The 20,483-nt window shown below is 69.0% G+C and carries 16 protein-coding genes; 8 read left to right on the top strand and 8 right to left on the bottom strand.

Going from position 1 to position 20,483, the window contains the following annotated elements:
* Positions 1–12 precede the first annotated feature (12 nt).
* Together ASG43_RS04560 and ASG43_RS04555 are read left to right on the top strand one after the other, a co-directional pair.
* On the top strand, positions 13–897 hold the full coding sequence (locus ASG43_RS04560; protein WP_056500658.1) for a patatin-like phospholipase family protein: 885 nt from the start codon (positions 13–15) through the stop codon (positions 895–897).
* 124 nt (positions 898–1,021) lie between these two features.
* Entirely contained in the window at positions 1,022–1,243 is a 222-nt protein-coding gene (locus tag ASG43_RS04555; protein ID WP_056500654.1) for a DUF2945 domain-containing protein, read from the top strand.
* A gap of 4 nt (positions 1,244–1,247) precedes the next feature.
* Here ASG43_RS04555 and ASG43_RS04550 read toward each other — a convergent pair whose 3' ends face one another.
* Positions 1,248–3,023, bottom strand: a complete 1,776-nt coding sequence (locus ASG43_RS04550; protein ID WP_082490646.1) for a monovalent cation:proton antiporter-2 (CPA2) family protein — start codon at positions 3,021–3,023, stop codon at positions 1,248–1,250.
* A 136-nt stretch (positions 3,024–3,159) separates the two neighbouring features.
* Here ASG43_RS04550 and ASG43_RS04545 point away from each other — a divergent pair, with 136 nt between their 5' ends.
* The 6 genes from ASG43_RS04545 to lpxK are packed head-to-tail and all read left to right on the top strand — an operon-like array spanning position 3,160 to position 8,790.
* Positions 3,160–4,521: a TldD/PmbA family protein gene (locus ASG43_RS04545; RefSeq protein WP_056501151.1), complete on the top strand. Its 1,362-nt coding sequence runs from the start codon at positions 3,160–3,162 to the stop codon at positions 4,519–4,521.
* Between the two features lie 5 nt (positions 4,522–4,526).
* Positions 4,527–5,324 carry a 3'(2'),5'-bisphosphate nucleotidase CysQ gene (locus tag ASG43_RS04540; RefSeq protein ID WP_244487965.1) on the top strand — a complete coding sequence of 266 codons (798 nt, stop codon included), beginning with the start codon at positions 4,527–4,529 and terminating at the stop codon, positions 5,322–5,324.
* A gap of 47 nt (positions 5,325–5,371) precedes the next feature.
* Positions 5,372–5,608 carry a DUF4170 domain-containing protein gene (locus ASG43_RS04535; RefSeq protein ID WP_056500645.1) on the top strand — a complete coding sequence of 79 codons (237 nt, stop codon included), beginning with the start codon at positions 5,372–5,374 and terminating at the stop codon, positions 5,606–5,608.
* Between the two features lie 17 nt (positions 5,609–5,625).
* On the top strand, positions 5,626–6,417 hold the full coding sequence (locus ASG43_RS04530) for a lysophospholipid acyltransferase family protein (protein WP_082490645.1): 792 nt from the start codon (positions 5,626–5,628) through the stop codon (positions 6,415–6,417).
* Complete coding sequence (gene waaA, locus ASG43_RS04525) at positions 6,414–7,736, top strand: lipid IV(A) 3-deoxy-D-manno-octulosonic acid transferase (protein ID WP_056500640.1); 1,323 nt, start codon at positions 6,414–6,416, stop codon at positions 7,734–7,736. The genes ASG43_RS04530 and waaA overlap by 4 nt, the downstream gene beginning before the upstream one ends.
* 28 nt (positions 7,737–7,764) lie before the next feature.
* A complete protein-coding gene (gene lpxK / locus ASG43_RS04520) occupies positions 7,765–8,790 on the top strand; it encodes a tetraacyldisaccharide 4'-kinase (RefSeq protein ID WP_056500637.1) in 1,026 nt (341 codons plus the stop codon).
* 63 nt (positions 8,791–8,853) lie between these two features.
* On the opposite strand, the gene ASG43_RS04515 is transcribed toward lpxK, so the two are convergent.
* The 7 genes from ASG43_RS04515 to ASG43_RS04485 all read right to left on the bottom strand — a co-directional run bounded on the left by ASG43_RS04515 (position 8,854) and on the right by ASG43_RS04485 (position 20,431).
* On the bottom strand, positions 8,854–9,090 hold the full coding sequence (locus tag ASG43_RS04515; protein WP_056500636.1) for a DUF2093 domain-containing protein: 237 nt from the start codon (positions 9,088–9,090) through the stop codon (positions 8,854–8,856).
* Positions 9,091–9,186: 96 nt separating this feature from the next.
* Entirely contained in the window at positions 9,187–11,016 is a 1,830-nt protein-coding gene (mutL, locus tag ASG43_RS04510) for a DNA mismatch repair endonuclease MutL (RefSeq protein WP_056500632.1), read from the bottom strand.
* A gap of 83 nt (positions 11,017–11,099) precedes the next feature.
* Positions 11,100–13,154, bottom strand: a complete 2,055-nt coding sequence (gene glgX / locus ASG43_RS04505; protein WP_056500629.1) for a glycogen debranching protein GlgX — start codon at positions 13,152–13,154, stop codon at positions 11,100–11,102.
* Positions 13,155–13,446: 292 nt separating this feature from the next.
* The gene (locus ASG43_RS04500; protein WP_056501147.1) at positions 13,447–15,078 is read right to left on the bottom strand and encodes an alpha-D-glucose phosphate-specific phosphoglucomutase; all 1,632 of its coding nucleotides are present in this window, start codon (positions 15,076–15,078) and stop codon (positions 13,447–13,449) included.
* On the bottom strand, positions 15,075–16,526 hold the full coding sequence (gene glgA, locus ASG43_RS04495; RefSeq protein ID WP_056500628.1) for a glycogen synthase GlgA: 1,452 nt from the start codon (positions 16,524–16,526) through the stop codon (positions 15,075–15,077). Before glgA ends, ASG43_RS04500 begins: the two co-directional genes overlap by 4 nt.
* Positions 16,523–17,788 carry a glucose-1-phosphate adenylyltransferase gene (gene glgC, locus ASG43_RS04490; RefSeq protein ID WP_056500626.1) on the bottom strand — a complete coding sequence of 422 codons (1,266 nt, stop codon included), beginning with the start codon at positions 17,786–17,788 and terminating at the stop codon, positions 16,523–16,525. Before glgC ends, glgA begins: the two co-directional genes overlap by 4 nt.
* 201 nt (positions 17,789–17,989) lie before the next feature.
* Positions 17,990–20,431: a glycogen/starch/alpha-glucan phosphorylase gene (locus tag ASG43_RS04485; RefSeq protein ID WP_244487983.1), complete on the bottom strand. Its 2,442-nt coding sequence runs from the start codon at positions 20,429–20,431 to the stop codon at positions 17,990–17,992.
* Between the last annotated feature and the right edge of the window lie 52 nt (positions 20,432–20,483).

The raw sequence follows: 20,483 nt of genomic DNA, 5'->3' as shown, positions 1-20,483 counted from the left end.
TCGAGCCGTCAGGTGATCGCGCCATCACATCCGACGCTCGGCCTCGCCCTCGGTGGCGGGGGCGCGCGCGGGCTCGCCCACATCCATGTCCTGATGGCGCTGGACGATCTCGGCCTGCGCCCTTCGCACATCGCCGGCACCTCGATCGGCGCGATCATCGGGGCGGCCTATGCGGCGGGCATGACGGGCGCGGAGATCCGCGAGCACACGATCGAGGCCTTCGGCACCGCGCGCCTCGTCGCCGGGCGCATCTGGGCCACCCGGCCGCCCTCGCTCGCCGACTTCTTCGCCGATGGCGGCTTTCGCCTCGGCCAGTTGAACGCCGAGCGCGTGCTCGCCGCTTTCCTGCCGCGCGGCATGCCGCGGGACTTCGCGCTTCTCTCCATCCCGCTGACCGTCATGGCAACGGATTTCGACGCCGGCGCCGAGGTCGCGATCGAGAGCGGGCCCCTCTTCTCCGCCCTCGCCGCCTCCGCGGCCCTGCCGGCCCTGTTTCGGCCGGTGAAGCGGGACGGGCGCATTCTTCTCGACGGCGGCATCTTCAATCCGCTGCCATTCGATCGTCTGTGCGGCCGCTACGGTCTCGTGGTGGCCTGCGACGTGACGGGTGGGCCGGAGGGCCTCGTTCCCGGCCGTATCCCGACGCCCATGGAGGCGCTGACGGGCGCTTCCCAATTGATGATGCGATCGGTGATCCGCACCCGGATGCTGATCCAGGCGCCCGACATCTTCGTCGCGCCGAAGGTCTCGCGCTACGGCGTGCTCGACTTCCTGCGCGCCCGCACGATCCTCTCCGACACGGCGGGTCTTCGCGAAGAGGTGAAGGTGGCGATCGGACGGCGGTTGGAGTCAGGAGCCGCGTCTTGCGGCGGCGACGAGACCACGCCCTCGCTCTGAGCCCGGTCCCCCCGTGCGACGCCTCGGCCGAGGGTTCCCGTGCCACTCCGCGGCGTTTGGAGGCAGGAACCCGCCGCCGCCCGTCCGGATTGTCCGATCAGTTTCAAGATCGAGGAGCCGAGACATGACGCAGGTGCTGAAGAAGGGTGACGCCGTCGAGTGGAAGTTCGGCAAGGGGAAGGCCGAGGGCAAGGTGGAACAGAAATTCACCGACGAGGTGACGCGCAAGATCAAGGGCAAGGAGATCACGCGCAAGGCGAGCGACGAAAAGCCGGCCTATCTCGTGAAGCAGGACGACGGCGACAAGGCTTTGAAGAGCCAGACCGAACTCAAGAAGAAGAGCTGACGCTTCAGGCGCTTCCGGCGGGTTGGGATACCGGCTCGTCGGACGGCTCGCCGTGCCTCGCCTTCGTCTTCGGCCGGACCAGAGGTTCCGGCGTCGCGCGCCGGGTCGTCACCATGTCCTTGCCGAGGAACGTCCCGTCGTTCGCCTGCATCTTGAGCCGTTCGAGATCGCGTCGCCGGACGTCGGAGACGATGGCCCGTGCGACGTCCAGCTCGACGCCGAGCCCGACCAGCGCATCTCCGCCGAAGACGAGCGCCGATTCCAGCGTCTCGCGCATCTCGTATTCGACGCCCCGCTCGCGCAGCGACAGCGAGTGGTTCCGATCGTAGGACCGCACGTAGAGGCGAACGTTCGGAAAGGTCGAGCGGATGAGATCGACGATCTCATCGGTGGTCTCCGCCTTGTTGGTGCAGACGGCCACGATCTTGGCCTTGCGGATGCCCGCGGCCTCCAGCACGTCGCGCCGCAATCCCGAGCCGAAATAGATGCGGAAACCGAAGCGCGCGGCGTTGCGGATGCGCTCCGCCGAACTGTCGATGATGGTGACGGCGGTTCCCTGGCTGAGAAGCACCTGCGCGGTGATCTGCGCGAAGCGCGAGAAGCCGATCATCAGGACCTCGGATCCCGCTCCGTCGAAATCCTCCTCCAGTTCCTCCTCCTCGGGCTCGGCTGAGACGCGACGGCCGATCCAGGCGGTGAGCGGCGTCAGCGCCATGGACAGCGTGACGATCGCCACGAGAAGGGACGAGGTTTCCTGGGGAAAGACGCCGGCGGCGGCGGCGGCGGCGAAGAGCACGAAGGCGAACTCCCCGCCCTGCGGCAGGAGCGCGGCGATCCGCGCGGCGGAGGGCCGGCTTTCCCCGAAGAGCCGCGACAGGACGTAAAGCACGAGCGCCTTGGCGACGAGCAGCGCCGGCGTCGCGACGAGGATCGTCAACCAGTCCCTGAGGAGGATCGACAGATCCAGCGACAGGCCGACGGCGATGAAGAAGAGGCCGAGGAGAATGCCGCGAAACGGCTCGATGTCGGCCTCGAGTTCATGGCGATAGGTGGACTCGGCCAGCATCACGCCGGCGATGAAGGCGCCCATGGCCATGGAGAAACCCGCGGCGGCCATGAGAAGCGCCGAGCCGAGGACGACGAAGAGCGCGGCGCCGATCATGACCTCGCGTGCGCCGGAGCGCGCCATCAGCCAGAAGAGCGGATTGAGGAGATAGCGGCCGGCGGCGAGCAGCGCGAGGATCGCGCCGATCGAGATGGCGACCTGGACCGGATCGAAGCCGGCCGCCTTGGCGGAGGGCGCGAGGAAGGGCACGAGGGCGAGCAGCGGGACCACCGCGAGATCCTGGAAGAGCAGGACCGAGAAGGCGGCCTGTCCATGGCGCGTGTTGGTTTCCCCGGCTTCTTCGAGGAGCTGCAGGCCGAAGGCCGTGGAGGACAGGGCGAGACCGAAGCCGATGACGACGGACGCCGCCCAGCCGACGCCGATGACGTGGGCGGCCAGCATCAGGAGCGCGCCGGTGAGGAGAACCTGCGCGAGGCCGAGGCCGAAGATCTGGCGGCGCAGGGCCCAGAGGCGGCTCGCCTTCAGCTCCAGCCCGATGATGAAGAGAAGGAAGACGACGCCGAGCTCGCCCACATGCAGGATCTCCTCGCCGCTGCCGTCGAAGAGGCGGAGAACCGGGCCCATGACGACGCCCGCGAAGAGGTAGCCGAGAACGGTGCCGAGCCCGATGCGCTTGAAGATCGTGCCGGCGAGGATTCCGCCGCCGAGCAGCATCAGAACGCCGAGAAAGAGATGGGACTGTTCCAAGGGACCTGCCGTTTCGATGCTGGCGTCAAGAAAGCGGAGCGGGAGGCCGGCCTTCGTCGTCGGAGGCATTGCTGCCCACGGCGGCGCACCATAAATGGTTCGGATGGTAAAACCAGCGCACCCCCATCCCGACGACGGCGCGAGCGGCCTGCTCGCCATCGCCGAACGCATGATCGACGCCGCCTTGAAGGCCGGCGCGGACGCGGCCGATGCCGCCGTGGTGCGATCCCGCTCCACGGGAGCCTCGGTCCGGCTCGGCCGGGTGGAGGACACGGAATCCTCCGAATCGGAAGACGTCGCGCTCCGGGTCTTCGTCGGCCGGCGCGTCGCGACCGTCTCGGCCGACGTCCATGCCGATCTCGGTCCGCTCGTGGAGCGGGCCGTCGCGATGGCGAAGGTCTCGCCGGAGGACCCATTCGCCGGTCTTGCCGACCGATCCGAACTCGCCACCGAGATCGTCGATCTCGACCTCTTCGATCCCACCGAGCTTTCGGGACGCGAGCTCGTCGAGGCCGCGATGGCGATGGAGGAGGCTGCCCGCGCCGTGCCCGGCATCACCAATTCCAGCGGCGCGGGCGCGGGCTTCAGCGTGGCGGGCCTCGTCCTCGCGACGTCGGAGGGCTTTTCGGGATCGCGGCTGCGCTCGGGCTTCTCGCGCTCGGTCGGTGTGATCGCGGGGGAGGGCACGGCGATGCAGCGCGACTACGATTTCGACTCGCGCCTCCATTTCGCTGATCTCGACGACAGCGCCGCGATCGGGCGCCGCGCGGGCGAACGGACGGTGCGGCGGGTCAACCCGCGCAAGGTCCCGACGGGCCGCTATCCGATCGTCTTCGATCCCCGCGTGTCGCGCGGTCTCGTCGGCCATGTCGTCTCCGGCATCAACGGGGCTGCGATCGCGCGGGGCACGAGCTTCCTCAAGGACCGCATGGGCGAGCGCATCCTGCCGGCGGGCGTCGACATCACCGACGATCCGCTGCTGCCCCGCCGCTCCGGCTCGCGGGCTTTCGACGGCGAGGGCGTGCGCGGCGAGGCGATGATGCTCGTCGAGGACGGTGTCCTCAAGACCTGGATTCTCGACGGGGGGACCGCGCGGGAGCTCGGCCTTTCCACCAACGGGCGTGGCTCGCGCTCGTCCGGCGGGGTTTCGCCCTCCTCGACCAACGTCCTCGTTTCGCCCGGCCCCCTGTCGCCGGAGGCGCTGATCGCGGACACGCATCGTGGCATCTACGTGACCGAGGTGATCGGGCAGGGCGTCAATCTCGTCACCGGCGACTACAGCCGCGGCATTTCCGGTTACATGATCGAGAACGGCGCGCTGACCTTTCCGATCTCGGAGGTCACGATCGCGGGCTCGTTGCGCGACATGCTGCTCGGCCTGACGCTCGCCGACGATCTCGACCCGCGCTTCTCCATCGTCGCGCCGACGATGCGGGTCGACGCCATGACCGTCGCGGGGGAATGACCGGCTTGGAACCGGCTTCGATCGCCGAAGACCTCGCGCTGATCCAGGAAGCGGCCCGCGAGGGCGGCCGCATCGCGATGCGGTTCTTCGGCGCCGCGCCGGAGGTCTGGATGAAGACCGGCAACTCGCCGGTCTCGGAAGCGGACTTCGCGGTCGATGCCCATCTCAAGCGCCTCCTCCTCGAGGCCCGGCCCGGCTATGGCTGGCTGTCGGAGGAGACCGAGACAGTGCCCGGCGCCTCCGGCGCGTCGCGCTTCTTCGTGGTCGATCCGATCGACGGGACGCGCTCGTTCCTGCGCGGCGAGACGACCTGGTGCATCTCGATCGCGGTCGTGGACGGCGCACGGCCGATCGCGGGCGTGATCGACGCCCCGGCGCGGACCGAGGTCTTCACCGCCATCGCGGGCGGCGAGGCGCAGCTGAACGGCGCGCGCATCGCCGTCAGCGCCTCCGGCGGCTCCGCCCTCGGCATCTCTATCCCCGATGCCTTCGCCAAGCGCTTCGAGGCCGATCGCGCGGCGGGGCGGCTCGCTCTGTCGAAGGCCGCGCCCTCGCTCGCCTACCGCCTCGCCGAGATTGCGGACGGGCGTTTCGACGGCACGGTCATCCGGCCGAACGCCAACGACTGGGACATCGCGGCGGGCGACCTCATCCTGGAACGCGCCGGGGGTGCGCTCGTCGACCTTGGCGGCGCCGCCCGGCTCTACGACATCGCCGGGCGCCGGCACGGCCTCTTGGTCGCGGCGGCCGAACATGCTCTACCGACGCTACGGTTCATGGCCGAAGCCGGCAGCGCGGCCTGAGCCCCGAACCCATCACGCTTCGACGTTCGATCCGAAAAGGTCCCGCCATGGTCAGCGAACAGGAATCCAAGCAGCGTCTGCACCTCGTCTTCGGCGGCGAGCTGAAGAGCCTCGACACGGTCGATTTCAAGAATCTCGAAGGGCTCGACATCGTCGGCATCTTCCCCGACTACGCCTCGGCGCTGACCGCCTGGCGCGCCAAGGCGCAGCAGACCGTCGACAATGCCGCCATGCGCTACTTCATCGTCCACATGCATCGCCTCCTCGAGCCGGACGGTCACTGATCTCGATGGACGCGCCGATGGTTCCGGCCGCCCGAGAGGACGAGGACAAGACCTCGGCCTCGACGACGCCGCGCCCCTTCTTCCGTGCCCTGTCGCGTCGCTGGAAGCGCCTGGGCAAGCGGTTGACGCGCGACCGGCGGGCGACGGCGGCCATCGGGGGCCTGATCTACGGTGCGCTTCGCTGGATCCACGGAACGCAGCGCAAGGCCGAGGGCTCCAGCGACTTCACCGAGATCCTGACGCGCGAGCATCCCGCCATCGTCGCCCTGTGGCACGGGCAGCATCTCCTGGCGCCGTTCTTCCGGCCGACGAGCCTGCCCTATGTGGCGCTCCTGTCCAAGAACGCCGATGCCGAGATCAACGCCTCCGTCGTGGAGCGCTTCGGCATCCGGACGGTGCGCGGGTCGGGCGGGCGCGTTCGCGACAAGGCGACCGAAAAGGGCGGCGCGCGCGCGCTGATCGCGCTGCGCCGCCTGCTCGGGGAGGGCGTCGGCGTCTGCATGATCGCGGACGTGCCGAAGGGCGTTCCGCGCGAGGCCGGGCTCGGCATCGTCACCCTCGCTCGCATTTCGGGCCGGCCGATCATTCCCTCGGCCGCCGTCACGAGCCGGCGCCGCGTCGTCAAGAGCTCCTGGGACCAGACGACGCTGCCGCTGCCCTTCGGTCGCATCGCGGTGGTGCTCGGCCCTCCCATCCACGTGCCGCCGAACGCGGACGAGGCGATGCTCGAGGAAAAGCGCCGCGAGGTGACGCGCGCCATCGAGGACGCCAACCGGATGGCTCTCGATCTTGCGGGAGACGGACGTTGAGCGACGCCTTTGCCAGAGCCGCCCTTGGGGCCTACCGCATGGTCGGCGCCGTCGCCTACCCGCTCGTCGGGCCCTATGTCGGATGGCGGGCTTCGCGCGGCAAGGAGGAGCGCGCGCGGCGGCGCGAGCGCTACGGCTACGCCGGCGCCGAACGGCCGGGGCCGGGTCCGCTCGTGTGGATCCATGCGGCGAGCGTCGGCGAAAGCATCGCCGTGATGCCGATGGTTCGCGAGATCGCGGGCGAGAACCTTCATGTCGTCATGACGACGGGGACGGTGACATCCGCGGCGCTCGTGAAGGAGCGTCTCGGCAATGCCGTGATCCACCAATACGTGCCGCTCGATCTGAAGCCGTCGATCGTGCGCTTTCTCGACCATTGGCGGCCCGATCTCGCCATCGTCGCGGAAAGCGAGATCTGGCCGATGACCGTGCTCGAGCTCGGTCGACGCCGCATCCCGCAGGTGCTGGTGAACGCCCGCTTGTCCGACCGTTCGTTCCAGCGGTGGAAGTCGGCGCCGTCGCTGGCGGAGGCGCTGCTCGAAAACCTCAGCCATGTCGTCGCCCAGTCCGACATCGACGCGGAGCGCTATCATCTCCTCGGGGCGCGGGCGGTGACGATCGCGGGAAACCTCAAGGCCGATACGAGCCCGCCGCCCTTCGAGCCGATCGCGCTGCAGGCGTTGAAGGCCGACGTCGCGGGACGGCCGGTCTGGGCGGCCGTCTCGACCCATCCGGGCGAGGAGGAGGTCGCGGTCGACGTTCATCTCGCCTTGAAGATGCAACACCCCGATCTCCTGACGATCATCGTGCCGCGTCATGTCGAGCGCGCCGACGCCCTGGAGAAGGCGTTTCTCGCCAAGGGTCTGCGCGTGGTCCGGCGCAGCGCCTATGGTCCCGTGCCGCGCGACGCCGATCTCTTCCTCGGCGATACGATGGGCGAGATGGGCCTGTACCTCCGCCTCACCGACATCGCCTTCGTCGGCCGCTCGCTGGAGGCTCAAGGCGGGCAGAACCCGCTGGAGGCGGCCATGCTCGGCACGGCGATCGTGTCCGGCCGCTATGTCCAGAACTTCCGCGAGACCTACCAGCGTCTCCTGCGCAACGGCGGCGCCCGGCTCGTGCAGGACCGCGAGGGCTTGATCGACATGATCGGCCAGCTTCTCGCCGAGCCCCAGATGCGCGATCGGATGATCGAAGCCGCCGCCAACACGGTGGGCGAGATGCGCGGGGCTCTCGGCCGCACGATGCAGGCCCTGGAGCCGTTCCTTCACCCGTTGAAGCTCGCGATCTCGCTGGATCGCGGAGCGCCGCCGCGATGAGGCCGGCCGCCGGAGCGGAGATCCCGACGTGAAGGCGGAGGCGCCCGATTTCTGGTGGCGCGAGCCGGGCTGGCCCTCGGCGCTGCTGGCGGCGCCGGCCGCAGCCTATGGCGCCGTGGCGCGATGGCGTCTTGACCATGGGGAGCGGGCGGAGGCGGGCCTGCCCGTCCTCTGCGTCGGCAATTTCACCGTCGGCGGCGGCGGCAAGACGCCGACGGCGCTGGCGCTCGGGCGATGCGCGATCGATCTCGGCCTGAAACCGGGTTTTCTGTCGCGCGGCCATGGCGGGGCCGCGCGCAACGCCATGATCGTCGATCCCGAGCGGCATCGCGCGGGTCTCGTCGGAGACGAGCCGATGCTCCTGGCCGCCCTCGCCCCGACGGCGATCGCGGCCGATCGCAAGCGCGGCGCGGCGCTCCTGCGGGCGGCGGGCGCCGATCTCGTGATCATGGACGATGGTTTCCAGTCGGCGCGGCTCCGGCCCGACCTCGCCCTCCTCGTCGTCGATGCCGAGCGCGGCATCGGCAACGGACGCGTCCTGCCGGCGGGACCGCTCCGCGCGCCCCTGGTCGATCAGGTGCGCCATGCCGACGCGGTCCTTCTCGTCGGCGAGGGAGAGGCGGGCGGCCTTGCGGTTCGCTCGGCGGCGCGGGCGGGCAAGCCGATCCACGAAGCCCGCATCGTGCCGCGCGACGCCGGGCGCTTCGCGGGCCTGAAGGTCCTCGCCTTCGCCGGGATCGCCGATCCCGACAAGTTCTACCGCACGCTTCAGGCGATCGGCGCCGAAGTCGCGGCGACGGCCGATTATCCCGACCACCATCCCCTGTCCGACGACGAGATCGCCGATCTTCGCCGGTCGGCGGACCGCGAGGGCCTCACGCTGGCGACGACCCGCAAGGATGCCGCCCGCCTCGCCGGCGGCGGTCCGGCCGCGTGCGGCTTCGCCGGGGACGTCGAGGTGCTCGATATCGATCTCGTCTTCGAACCCCAAGCGCTCGGAGAACGGCTCATCCGTCAGACGATCGACGCGTTCAAGGCGCGTCATCTGCGATAGCGACCCGTTCGCCTGATCCGGACGCGGCCTCGCCGCCGCGCGAGGCGGGACGGGCCGCCGGTTTCAGAGGCCGGCCGCGATGGCCGCGAGCTTGGGGTTGCAGGCGAGTTCGCGCTTCAGGGAGGCGGCGCAGTCGACATAGGCCTCCTGCCGCGCCACGCTCCAGTAGCGCAGCATGTCGAGCGGGATCGTCTCGCCGGTGACCGCGCAGCGGACATAGGCGCCCGGCCGCTGGATCTCGAAATCGCCGTCGCCGTAGCGGATGCGGGCCTCGCCCGAGCTTTCCATGCGGTTCATCATCGCCGGGCGGCTCCTCTCGCGTGCGTCATGGACCGGTGAAACAAGATCGGCGGGTGTGTGTCAACCGCCGAGCCTGCCTCGCCCGGCGCAGCGGCCTCACCGCCGGCCGAAGAGACGCTCGATATCGACGAGCTTCAGGGCGACGAAGGTGGGGCGGCCGTGATTGCAGGTGCCCGAGCCCGGCGTCGCCTCCATCTGGCGCAGCAGCGCGTTCATCTCCTCGGCCCGGAGCCGGCGGCCGGAGCGCACCGATCCGTGGCAGGCGATGGTCGCCGCCACCGCGTCGATGCGGCCCTTCAAGCCCTCGACCGTCTCGTCCTCGGCGAGTTCGTCGGCGAGATCGCGCACGAGGGCGGGCACATCGACCGCGCCGAGGATCGCCGGCGTGGAACGGACGGCGACGGCGCCCGGCCCGAAGCGCTCCAGCGACAGCCCGAAGCGTTCGAGCGCCTCCGCGGCGGTGGCGAGGCGGTCGGCGTCGTCGCTCGGCAGATCGACGATCTCGGGCAGCAGCAGGAACTGGGCGGGGAGCGGCCTGCCGTGGATCGCCGTCTTCAGCGTCTCGTAGACGAGACGCTCGTGGGCCGCGTGCTGGTCGACGATGACGATCCCGTCGGGCGTCTCGGCGATCACGTAATTGTCGTGGACCTGCGCCCGCGCGGCGCCGAGCGGGTGGTCCCCCGGCGCCGTGTCCGGGTTCGGATCGGCCATGCGCGCGGCCGGCGCGAAGTCGCTTCCGACATCGCCGGACGACGCGGCGCCGCGCGCGTCCGGCTCCAGCGGTCGGAAGGGCGAGGCCTCCGCGCGATAGGGCGCCTGCGAGCGCTCCGCGAAGGCCGGCCGAAAACCGCCGGTGGCGAAGGACGGCTGCCAGGCGGGCGCGGACGCGTCGCCGCCCGTTTGGAAGCGGTCCATCATCTCGGCCGCTCCTTGCGCCGAACGGCTGAGGCCGCGCGCCGCCAGCGCCTCGCGGATCGCGCCGACGATGAGACCGCGCACGAGGCCGGGATCGCGGAAGCGCACGTCGGCCTTGGCGGGATGGACGTTGACGTCGACGAGCGCGGGATCGATCTCGAGAAACAGGACCGCGACGGGATGACGGTCCCGCGCCATGGCGTCGGCATAGGCGCCGCGGAGCGCCGAGAGCATCATCTTGTCGCGAACGGGCCGGCCGTTCACGTAGACATATTGGAACTGCGCATTGCCGCGTCCCGTCGTGGGAAGGCCGGCGAAGCCGGTGAGGGCGACGCCGTCGCGGGACGCGTCGATCGGGATCGAATCCGAGGCGAAATCCGCGCCGACGACGGCCGAGATCCGCGCGAGACCGTCGCCGGCCTCCAGCGTCAGGGGCACGCGATCGGCGCCGGCCAGCTCGAAGCGGACCCTTGGCGCGGCGATGGCGATCCGCCGGACGACGTCGGTGATGGCGGCGGTCTCCGCGCGCTCGCTCTTCAGGAACTTCAGCCGGGCGGGAACGGCGTGGAAGAGGTCGCGGACCTCGACGACGGTGCCCGCGCCATGGGCGGCGGGACGGACTGCGGATGTGCGTCCGCCATGGACCTCGATCTCGTGTGCGTCCTCCGAGCCCCGATGGCGCGAGCGCAGGGTGAGCCGCGCGACCGACCCGATCGAGGGCAGGGCCTCGCCGCGAAAGCCGAGCGTCGCGATGGCGGCGAGATCGTCGGTCAGCTTGGAGGTGCAGTGGCGGCGCACCGCGAGCGGCAGTTCGGCGGCCGGAATGCCGTGCCCGTCGTCGGAAATGCGGATCAGGCTCTTGCCGCCGCCGGCCGTGACGATCTCGATCCGCCGCGCACCGGCATCGATCGCGTTCTCCACCAGCTCCTTGACGACGCTTGCCGGCCGCTCGACCACCTCGCCGGCCGCGATCTGGTCGATGATGGTCTCGGTGAGGGCGCGGATCGGCATGGCGGGGTTTTACGGGTTCGGGCGGTCGGGGGCAAATGCCGTGGATGAGGCGGGAACGGCCTGTCGGTTGTCTTCCCCGGCCTTCAATCCGTCTCCGTCCGTTCCACCAGCACGAAGACCGAGCGCGCCTTCACGACCAGTCCGGCCGAGGGGTCGAGAGGGCGCGGCTCCAGGCCCGGCCAGTCCGACTGGAGGCGAAGCGTCCAGCGCCGTCCCGGCTGCGGCGCGGGAAGGGCGACGCCCGCATCGTCCCGCCCGGCATTGAGGTAGACGAGCGCCCGCTCCGGCGCGCCGTCCGCGCCCTTCGCGGCGAGGTCCATGCCGAGGAAGCGGCGGCCGGGATCCTGCCAGTCGCCGTTTTCCATCGCCGCGCCGTCCTCGCGGCGCCAGACGACATCGGGCAACGCCGTGTCATCGAGGCGGGATCCGGTCAGGAAGGCATCGGCCGAGAGCGCGGGATGATCGCGGCGCAGCGCGGCGAGATCGGCGGTGAAGGCGATCAGCGCCTCGTCGGCCCGGGCCCAGTCGAGCCAGGTGACCTCGTTGTCCTGCGCATAGCCGTTGTTGTTGCCGCCCTGGCTGCGGCCGAACTCGTCGCCGGCGACGATCATCGGATTGCCGCGCGCCACCATCAGCGTCGCCAGCAGCGCACGCATGTCGCGTCCTCGCGCCGCGATGATGGCGGGATCGTCGGTCGGCCCTTCCACGCCGTTGTTCCAGGAATGGTTGTCGTTCGAGCCGTCGCGGTTGCCCTCGCCGTTCGCCTCGTTGTGCTTGTGCTCGTGCATGACGAGGTCGGCGAGGCTGAACCCGTCATGGGCGGCGACGAAATTGACGCTGGCGGAGGGCTTGCGGCCGTCGCGGTCGTAGAGATCGGCCGAGCCGGCGAGGCGCGTGGCGAGCCCCGGCACGCGCCCGTCCTCGCCGCGCCAGAACTTGCGCACGTCGTCGCGGAACCGGTCCTGCCATTCGAGAAAGGGCTTGGGAAAGCGGCCGACCTGATAGCCGCCCATGCCGATGTCCCAGGGCTCGGCGAGATGGATGCGGTCCTTGAGGACGGGATCCTCGGCGATCATGCTGAAGTAGGGCGCGTCGTCGCGAAACCCGTCGGGGAAGCGGCCGAGGACGGTGGCGAGATCGTAGCGGAAACCATCGATGCCGGTGGTCTCGACCCAGGTCCGCGCAGCGTCGACGAAGAGGCGGGCGACCGGCTCCTTCCAGGCGGCGAAGGTGTTGCCGGTGCCGGTGACGTTGACGAGGACGTCCGGCCTCTCCTCCTCGTGCGCATAGTAGAGGCGGTTGTCGAGACCGCGATAGGAGATCGTCGGACCTTCGTCGTCGCCCTCGCCGGAATGGTTGAAGACGACGTCGAGAAGAACGCGCATGCCCCGCGCGTGGAGGGCGTCGACGGTGCGGCGGATCTCGGCGAGGCCGCCGGGGCAGAGGCGCGGGTCCGGCGCCATGTGGGTGATCGGGTTGTAGCCCCAGGCGTTGGTGAGGTTGCGGGCCGTCAGGTGCCCCTCGTCGATCCAGGCGGCCAGCGGCATCAGCTCGATCGTGTCGATGCCGATCCGCTGGAGATGGTCGATATAGTGCGGCTCGGCCAGCGCCGAAATCGTCCCGCGCAACTCGGCCGAGACGTCGGGATCGGCCTGTGAGAAGGCGCGCACCAGAAGCTCGTAGGTGAAGCCCGGCGGCGCGAAGGGAAGCGGCTCGGCGTCTCGGGCCGGCGCGGTGACGATCGCACGCGGCAGGAAGGCGGCGCTGTCGAGCTCGCGCTCGGGCGGCGCGGTCAGCGAGGGCTCGTAGAGGAAGGGCCGGTCGAGCCGCACGGCATAGGGATCGACGAGAAGCTTGGAATGGTCGAAGCGGTGGCCGTTCTTCGGGTCGAACGGTCCCCTGGCGCGCAAGCCGTACCGTGCGCCTTCGGCAAGGCCGGGCACGAAGCCGAAGCGGGTGAGGCCGTCATGCCCCGGAAGCTCCAGCCGCTCGGTTTCCATCGTGCCGGCCTCGTCGAAGAGGCAGAGCTCGATCGCGTCGGCATTCTCCGAGACCACCGCGACATGGACGCCGTCCGCCTCGACCGTCGCGCCGAGGGCATCGGGCCTGCCGCGCTCGGCGGTGATGGATGTCGCCATGCGGGGGATCCTTCGGAGCGAAGCGAGCGGGTATGGGGAAAGGTTGGCTCGAGCAGAGAACGACGTGAGGCAATTTCCTGCCAGTGGTCTGGCTTTGCCGGTGGTCTGATTCGTGGCCGGTGGCGCTTCACGGCGCCCCGCTCGGACTGCCGGCATCTCACCCTCCAGGGGGGAGATCAGGCTTGTCTCTATCGACGGAGCTGCCGATCTCCCCCCTTAAGGGGGAGATGTCCGGCAGGACAGAGGGGGGCGCCTCGCGCCTAGCGCAATCGGACGTCCACCCTGCCGGATATCAGGTCACGACGTCCGGCGCCGTCCGACCCGTGCGCTTCCGGATCTCGCCGATGACGTCGGCGGTCTCGATCAGTTCCTTCAGCGCCACTTCGGGCGCCGTTCCGTGCTTGGTCGTGTCGGGCTCGTAGCGCTCGATGTAAACGCGCAGCGTCGCGCCGACCGTGCCGGTGCCGGACAGGCGGTAGACGATGCGCGAGCCGCCGGAGAAGAGGATGCGGACGCCCTGGCCGGTCGAGATCGAGCCGTCGATCGGGTCCTTGTAGGAGAAGTCGTCGGCTTCCGAGACGACGAGCGTGCCGAAGCGCTGGCCGGACATGGAGGCGAGGCGGTCGCGGAGCGAGCCCATCAGGCCGTCCGCCTTTTCCTTGTCGATCTCGTCGTAATCGTGCCGCTGGTAGTAGGTGCGGCCGAACTCGGTCCAGTGGCTCTCGACGATCGCCTTCACGCTTGTCCGGCGTTCGGCGAGAACGTTCAGCCAGAGGAGCACGGCCCAGAGACCGTCCTTCTCGCGGACATGGTCGGAGCCGGTGCCGGCGCTCTCCTCGCCGCAGATCGTGACCTTTCCGGCATCGAGGAGGTTGCCGAAGAACTTCCAGCCGGTCGGCGTCTCGTAGATCCCGATGCCGCGCTTCTTGGCGACGCGATCGGCGGCCTGGCTCGTCGGCATGGAACGGGCGATGCCGGCGATTCCCCTGGCATAGCCGGGTGCCAGATGCGCGTTGGCGGCGAGGATCGCCAGCGAATCCGACGGCGAGACCACGATGCCGCGCCCGACGATGAGGTTGCGGTCGCCGTCGCCGTCGGAGGCCGCGCCGAAATCGGGGCCGTCCGGCGCCATGAGGCGGGAGATCAGATCGGCGGCGTAGACCGCGTTCGGATCGGGATGGTGTCCGCCGAAATCCTCCAGCGGCACGCCGTTGACGACGGTGCCGGCGGGCGCGCCGAGCGTTTCCTCCAGAATGCGCTTGGCATAGGGGCCGGTGACGGCGTGCATCGCGTCGAAGGAGAGCGTGAAGCCGCCGGCGATGAGGGCGCGGATCTTGTCGAAGTCGAAGAGCGTCGCCATCAGCGCGGCATAGTCGTCGACGGGATCGACGACCTCCAGCACCATGTCTTCGATCACCGTCTCGCCGACCTTGGACAGGTCCGGCTCGGGCGTATCGGAGATCTTATAGGCGTCGATCTCGCGCGAGCGGCGGAAGGTCGCCTCGGTGATGGCTTCGGGGGCCGGGCCGCCGTTCGCGATGTTGTACTTGATGCCGAAATCGCCGTCCGGTCCGCCGGGATTGTGGCTGGCCGAAAGGATCAGCCCGCCCGCGGCCCGGCGCTTGCGGATGAGGTTCGAGGCGGCCGGCGTCGAGAGGATGCCGTCGCGGCCGACGACGACGCGGCCGAACCCGTTCGCGGCGGCCATGCGGATCGCCTTGCCGATGACCTCGCGGTTGAGAAAGCGCCCGTCGCCGCCGATGACGAGGGTCGCGCCGGGTTCGCGGTCCGCCACGTCGAAGATCGACTGGATGAAGTTCTCGGCATAGTTCGGCCGGCTGAAATGCGGGACCTTCTTGCGAAGACCGGACGTGCCCGGCTTCTGGTCGTCGAACGGCGTCGTCGCGACGGTTTGGAGCATCAGGGCCTGTCCTTCAAAAGGGAAGCGTAGAGGTCTTTGTAGCGGGCCGCGCTCGCCGTCCAGCCGACATCGGTCGCCATGCCGCGGCTCTGCATGGCTTGCCAGACCGGCGCATCGTCGTAAAGACGGCGCGCGCGATCGATCGCGTCGAGGAGCGGGGCGCTCGCGACCTCGTCGACGATGATCCCCGTGGCGACCTTGGCGACGACGGCGGCGTAGTTCGCGTCGATCACCGTGTCGGCGAGCCCGCCGACCTTGGAGACGATCGGCACGCATCCGTAACGCAGCGCGTAGAGCTGCGTCAGTCCGCAGGGCTCGAAGCGCGAGGGGATGAGAAGACCGTCCGCCCCGGCCTGGAGCTGGTGCGAGAGCGGCTCGGAATAGCCGATGCGAACGCCGATCTCGCCGGGATGGCGGGCATGGGCGGCGTGGAACGCGCCCTCGATCAGCGGCTCGCCCGAACCGATGACGGCCAGGCGCACGCCCATGGCCACCATGTCGTCGCAGAGCCCGGCCAGCACGTCCATGCCCTTCTGCCAGGTGAGGCGGCTCACCACGGCGAAGATCGGCCCGTCGCCGGGCGCGAGGCCGAACTCGGCTTCGACGGCGCGCTTGTTCGCGGCGCGGTTCTTCAGGGTCTTCGCACCATAATGGGCCGGGATCATCGGGTCGGCGCCGGGATCCCAGACCGCGGTGTCGATGCCGTTGACGATGCCGACGAGGCGGTTCGACCGCCCGCGCAGGAGACCGTCGAGGCCCATGCCGCCTTCCGGCGTCACGATCTCCTCGGCATAGGTCGGGCTGACCGTCGTCACGGCGTCCGCCGCGTGAAGCCCTCCCTTGAGGAATCCGACGCTGCCGTAATATTCCAGACCCTCGAGCGACCAGGCGGTCGAGGGCAGGTTCAGGCCCGGCAGGATCTCGCGGGGATAGTTGCCCTGGAAGGCGAGATTGTGGATCGTCACCACCGTCTTCGGCCGGGGACCGCCCGAGAAGGAGAGGTAGACGGGTGCGAGCGCCGCCTGCCAGTCGTGGGCGTGGAGGATGTCCGGCTGCCAGCCGGACGCGCCCTGGCCGATCATCGCGCCGACGCGACCGAGCGCGGCGAAGCGTGCCCAGTTGTCGGGGTGCTCCTGACCGGCGGTCGTCACATAGGGGCCGCCCGGCCGGTCGTAGAGATGCGGCGCGTCGATGAGGAGCACGTCGAGCCCCGCGGCCTTGGCCGAGCGGATGCGCGCGGGGCCGCCGAAAAGATCCTCCATCTCGAAGACGACCGTCGTCGCATCCCTCGGGATGGCGCGGGCGACTTCGGGATAGAACGGCAGGAGGGTCTTCACCTCCATGCCGAGTTCGGCCAGCGCCAGCGGCAGGGCGCCTGCGACATCCGCGAGCCCACCCGTCTTGATGAACGGATAGACCTCGGAGGCGACCGAAAGGACCTTGTATCTCATCGGTAGTTGAGCCGGTCGATCATCGGCTTGGTGACGAGGCAGACGCCGCTCTCGGTGCGCCGGAAGCGTTGCGCGTCGAGCTCGGGATCCTCGCCGATCACCAGCCCGTCCGGAATGTGGACGCCCCGGTCGATCACCGCGTTCCGGATCCGGACGTTCCGGCCGATATGGCAGTGCGGCAGCACGACGGCATGGTCGAGATGGGAATAGGAGCGCTGGCGCACGCCGGTGAAGAGGAGCGAGCGGTTCAGCGAGCCGCCGGAGATGATGCAGTCGCCGGAAACGAGCGAGGACACGGCCGAGCCGCGGCGCCCGTCGACGTCGTGCACGAACTTGGCCGGCGGGGTGATCTCCGCATAGGTCCAGATCGGCCAGTCGCGGTCGTAGATGTCGAGCGGCGGCACGACGTCGGTCAGGTCGATATTGGCCTGCCAATAGGCGTCGACCGTTCCCACATCGCGCCAGTAGGCGTCGGATTCATTGGCCGAGCGCACGACCGAGCGGTTGAAGGAATGCGCCTGCGCGGTGCCGTGGCGCACGATGTGCGGGATGATGTCCTTGCCGAAATCCCGGTCGGACTTCGGATCGGCGGCGTCGCGCCGCAGCTGGTCCATCAGGAACTTCGTCTCGAACACGTAGATGCCCATGGAGGCGAGCGCGGTGTCGGGCCGGCCGGGGATCGAGGGCGGGTCCTTGGGCTTTTCCACGAAATCGGTGATGCGACCGGTCTCGTCGACATGCATGACGCCGAAGCCGACCGCCTCCATCCGCGGGACCTCCAGGCAGCCGACGGTCACGTCGGCGCCGGAATCCACATGCTGCTGGAGCATGATCTCGTAGTCCATCTTGTAGACGTGGTCGCCCGCCAGGATGACGATATACTGGGGCGCGTAGTCCTCGATGATGTCGACGTTCTGGTAGACCGCGTCGGCGGTGCCCGCATACCACTGGTCCTCCGAAACACGCTGCGAGGCGGGGAGGACGTCGAAGCTTTCGTTTCGCTCCGGCCGAAGGAAGTTCCAGCCGCGCTGCAGGTGGCGGATCAGGGAATGGGCCTTGTACTGCGTGGCGACGCCGATGCGGCGGATGCCGGAGTTCAAAGCGTTGGACAGGGCGAAGTCGATGATTCGCGACTTGCCGCCGAAGTAGACCGCGGGCTTGGCACGCGTGTCCGTCAGCTCCATGAGTCGGCTACCACGGCCGCCGGCCAGCACATAGGCCATCGTGTCACGCGAAATGGGTCCGGGTCTGCGTTGCGCCATTCGTCATCCTCCCAGATGTTTTCTCCTGGGCGAACTCGGCTGGCGCCGCTCGACCCGGTCGCCGTTTTCAGGCGCAAGGGCGTATCCTATACGTCCTTGCACGGAAACATAGCACCCCAGAACTCGTCTTCCACGGGTTCGACACAAGCAAAGCGCGAACGTCGCGCGGCCGGTCTCGCGGCCGCGCGACGTTCGGCTGGATCAGGCATCGGTGCCGGTGCGCCAGATGTCCTTGGCATATTCGCGAATCGAGCGGTCGGAGGAGAACCAGCTCATCCGCGCCGTGTTGCGCACGGCCTTCTCGCCCCAGGACGGCTGGTCGCTCCAGAGATCGTCGATCCGGCGCTGGGTCTTCCAATAGGCCTCGAAATCGGCCGCGATCATCCACCAGTCGTTGTTGTAGAGGTTCTGGACGAGGCCCTGGAAGCGCTCGACCCCGTCCGGCGAGAACACGCCCTTGACGATCGAGCCCAACGCATCGCGCAGGAGCGGCGTCGAGTCGATGATGGAGCGACCGCTATGGGCTTCGCGCCGCCGCTGCGCCACCTCGTCGGCGGTGAGGCCGAAGATGAAGATGTTCTCCGCCCCGATGTGCTCCAGCATTTCGACATTGGCGCCGTCGAGCGTGCCGATCGTCAACGCGCCGTTGAGGGCGAACTTCATGTTGCCGGTGCCCGAGGCTTCGAGGCCGGCGGTCGAGATCTGCTCGGAGACGTCGGCCGCGGGCATGATGATCTCGGCGAGGCTGACATTGTAGTTCGGGACGAACACGACCTTGAGGAGGTTGCGCACCGAGGGATCGGAGTTCACGACGCGGGCGACGTCGTTGATGAGATGGATGATCTCCTTGGCCTGCGCATAGCTCGGCGCGGCCTTGCCCGCGAAGATCTTCACGCGCGGCTGCCAGTCGATTTCGGGATGCGAGCGGATCTGGTCGTAGAGCGCGATGGCTTCGATGATGTTCAGGAACTGGCGCTTGTATTCGTGGATGCGCTTCACCTGGATGTCGAAGATCGCGGACGGGTCGAGCGAGATCGCCAGACGGTCCTCCACGACCTGCGCGAGGCGTGCCTTGTTCTGGCGCTTGACCGCCATGAAACGCTCGCGGAAGGCGCTGTCGGTGGCGAGCGCGTCGAGATCGGCGAGGCGGTCGATATCGTCCATGAAGGCCGGACCGACGGCCTCCGTGACGAGCGAGGTCAGCCCGGGATTGCACTGCATCAGCCAGCGACGCGGCGTCACGCCGTTGGTCTTGTTCTGGATGCGCGTCGGATAGAGCTCGTGCAGATTGTGGAAGACGGTCTGCTTCATCAGCTCGGTGTGCAGCGCCGAAACGCCGTTGATCGTGTGCGAGCCGGCGAAGGCGAGCTGGCCCATGCGCACGCGCCGGCCATTGTTCTCGTCGATGAGCGAGATGGCCGCGATCTTGGCGCCGTCGAGTCCCTTGTCCTGGCTGGCCTCGCGGATCACCTGCGCGTTGATCGCGTAGATGATCTGCATCTGGCGCGGCAGGAGGCGCTCGAAGAGATGGATCGGCCAGGTCTCCAGCGCCTCGGGCAGGAGGGTGTGGTTGGTGTAGGAGAAGGTCGCCTTGGTCAGCGTCCACGCCGCGTCCCAGGCGAAGCCGTGGACGTCGACGAGAAGGCGCATGAGTTCGGCGACCGACACGGCGGGATGGGTGTCGTTCAGCTGGATCGAGACCTTCTCGGACAGGTTCGAGAGGTCCGGATACTGGCTGAGATGGCGGCGGATGATGTCCTGCAGCGAGGCCGAGGAGAAGAAGTATTCCTGGCGCAGGCGCAGCTCCTGGCCGGCCTGATGCGAATCGGCGGGGTAGAGGACGCGGGTGATCGCCTCGGCCTTGTTGGCCTCGCGCACGGCGCCGATGTGATCGCCGGAGTTGAAGGCGTCGAGGAGGATCGGGTCGAGCGACTGCGCGCTCCAGAGGCGCAGCGTGTTCACGTGCTTACCGCGCCAGCCGACGACGGGTGTGTCGTAGGCGACGGCGAGAACGCGCTCGGCCGGGCGCCAGACCTGCCGCGGCGGCTTGCCGGGTTCGTCGATCGCGGCGACCTTTCCGCCGAAGCCGATCTCGTAGGCGGATTCGCGACGCTCGAATTCCCAGGGGTTGCCGTGAGCGAGCCAGGTCTCCGGCAGTTCGACCTGCTCGCCGCCGACGATCTCCTGCCGGAAGAAGCCGTGAACGTAGCGGATCCCGTAACCGAAGGCGGGGACGCCGGTGGAGGCCATGGATTCCATGAAGCAGGCGGCCAGACGGCCGAGGCCGCCGTTTCCGAGCGCGGCATCGGGCTCCAGAAGCTCGATCATCTCGATATCGACGTCGTATCGCGACAGGGCGGCCTTCACCTCGACCGTGAGGCCGAGATTGTCGATCGCATCGCGCAGGAGTCGACCGATCAGGAACTCCATCGAGAGATAGCAGACGCGCTTCTGCTGCTTGTCGTAGATCTCGTGCGTCGACTTGAACCAGCGGTCGATGATGCGATCGCGGACGGCGAGCGTGGTGGCCTGAAGCCAGTCGTGCCGGCGGGCCGCGGCCGGGTCCTTGCCGATCGCGTAGGTCAGTTTCTCGAGGATTTCGAGTGCCAGCGTATCGGCGTCGTTGCGGCGTGGCTCGGCCATCGGCGCAGGGCGATCGGGGGAGCCGATGGCCTCGTCCTCGGCGGTGCGGGCT

Origin of the sequence: Aureimonas sp. Leaf454, from assembly GCF_001424685.1 — a bacterium.
Classification (GTDB): Bacteria; Pseudomonadota; Alphaproteobacteria; order Rhizobiales; family Rhizobiaceae; genus Plantimonas.
Note: the sequence above shows the minus strand (reverse complement) of the source record. Positions and strands in the feature narration are given on the sequence as shown.

Bases quoted from the DNA above. Each gene is read 5' to 3' on its own strand.
- ASG43_RS04555 (WP_056500654.1), top strand. From the start codon at position 1,022: ATGACGCAGGTGCTGAAGAAGGGTGACGCCGTCGAGTGGAAGTTCGGC.
- ASG43_RS04550 (WP_082490646.1), bottom strand. From the start codon at position 3,023: ATGCTGCTCGGCGGCGGAATCCTCGCCGGCACGATCTTCAAGCGCATC.
- ASG43_RS04545 (WP_056501151.1), top strand. From the start codon at position 3,160: ATGGTAAAACCAGCGCACCCCCATCCCGACGACGGCGCGAGCGGCCTG.
- ASG43_RS04535 (WP_056500645.1), top strand. From the start codon at position 5,372: ATGGTCAGCGAACAGGAATCCAAGCAGCGTCTGCACCTCGTCTTCGGC.
- ASG43_RS04530 (WP_082490645.1), top strand. From the start codon at position 5,626: ATGGTTCCGGCCGCCCGAGAGGACGAGGACAAGACCTCGGCCTCGACG.
- ASG43_RS04515 (WP_056500636.1), bottom strand. From the start codon at position 9,090: ATGATGAACCGCATGGAAAGCTCGGGCGAGGCCCGCATCCGCTACGGC.
- mutL (WP_056500632.1), bottom strand. From the start codon at position 11,016: ATGCCGATCCGCGCCCTCACCGAGACCATCATCGACCAGATCGCGGCC.
- glgX (WP_056500629.1), bottom strand. From the start codon at position 13,154: ATGGCGACATCCATCACCGCCGAGCGCGGCAGGCCCGATGCCCTCGGC.
- glgA (WP_056500628.1), bottom strand. From the start codon at position 16,526: ATGAGATACAAGGTCCTTTCGGTCGCCTCCGAGGTCTATCCGTTCATC.
- glgC (WP_056500626.1), bottom strand. From the start codon at position 17,788: ATGGCGCAACGCAGACCCGGACCCATTTCGCGTGACACGATGGCCTAT.
- ASG43_RS04485 (WP_244487983.1), bottom strand. From the start codon at position 20,431: ATGGCCGAGCCACGCCGCAACGACGCCGATACGCTGGCACTCGAAATC.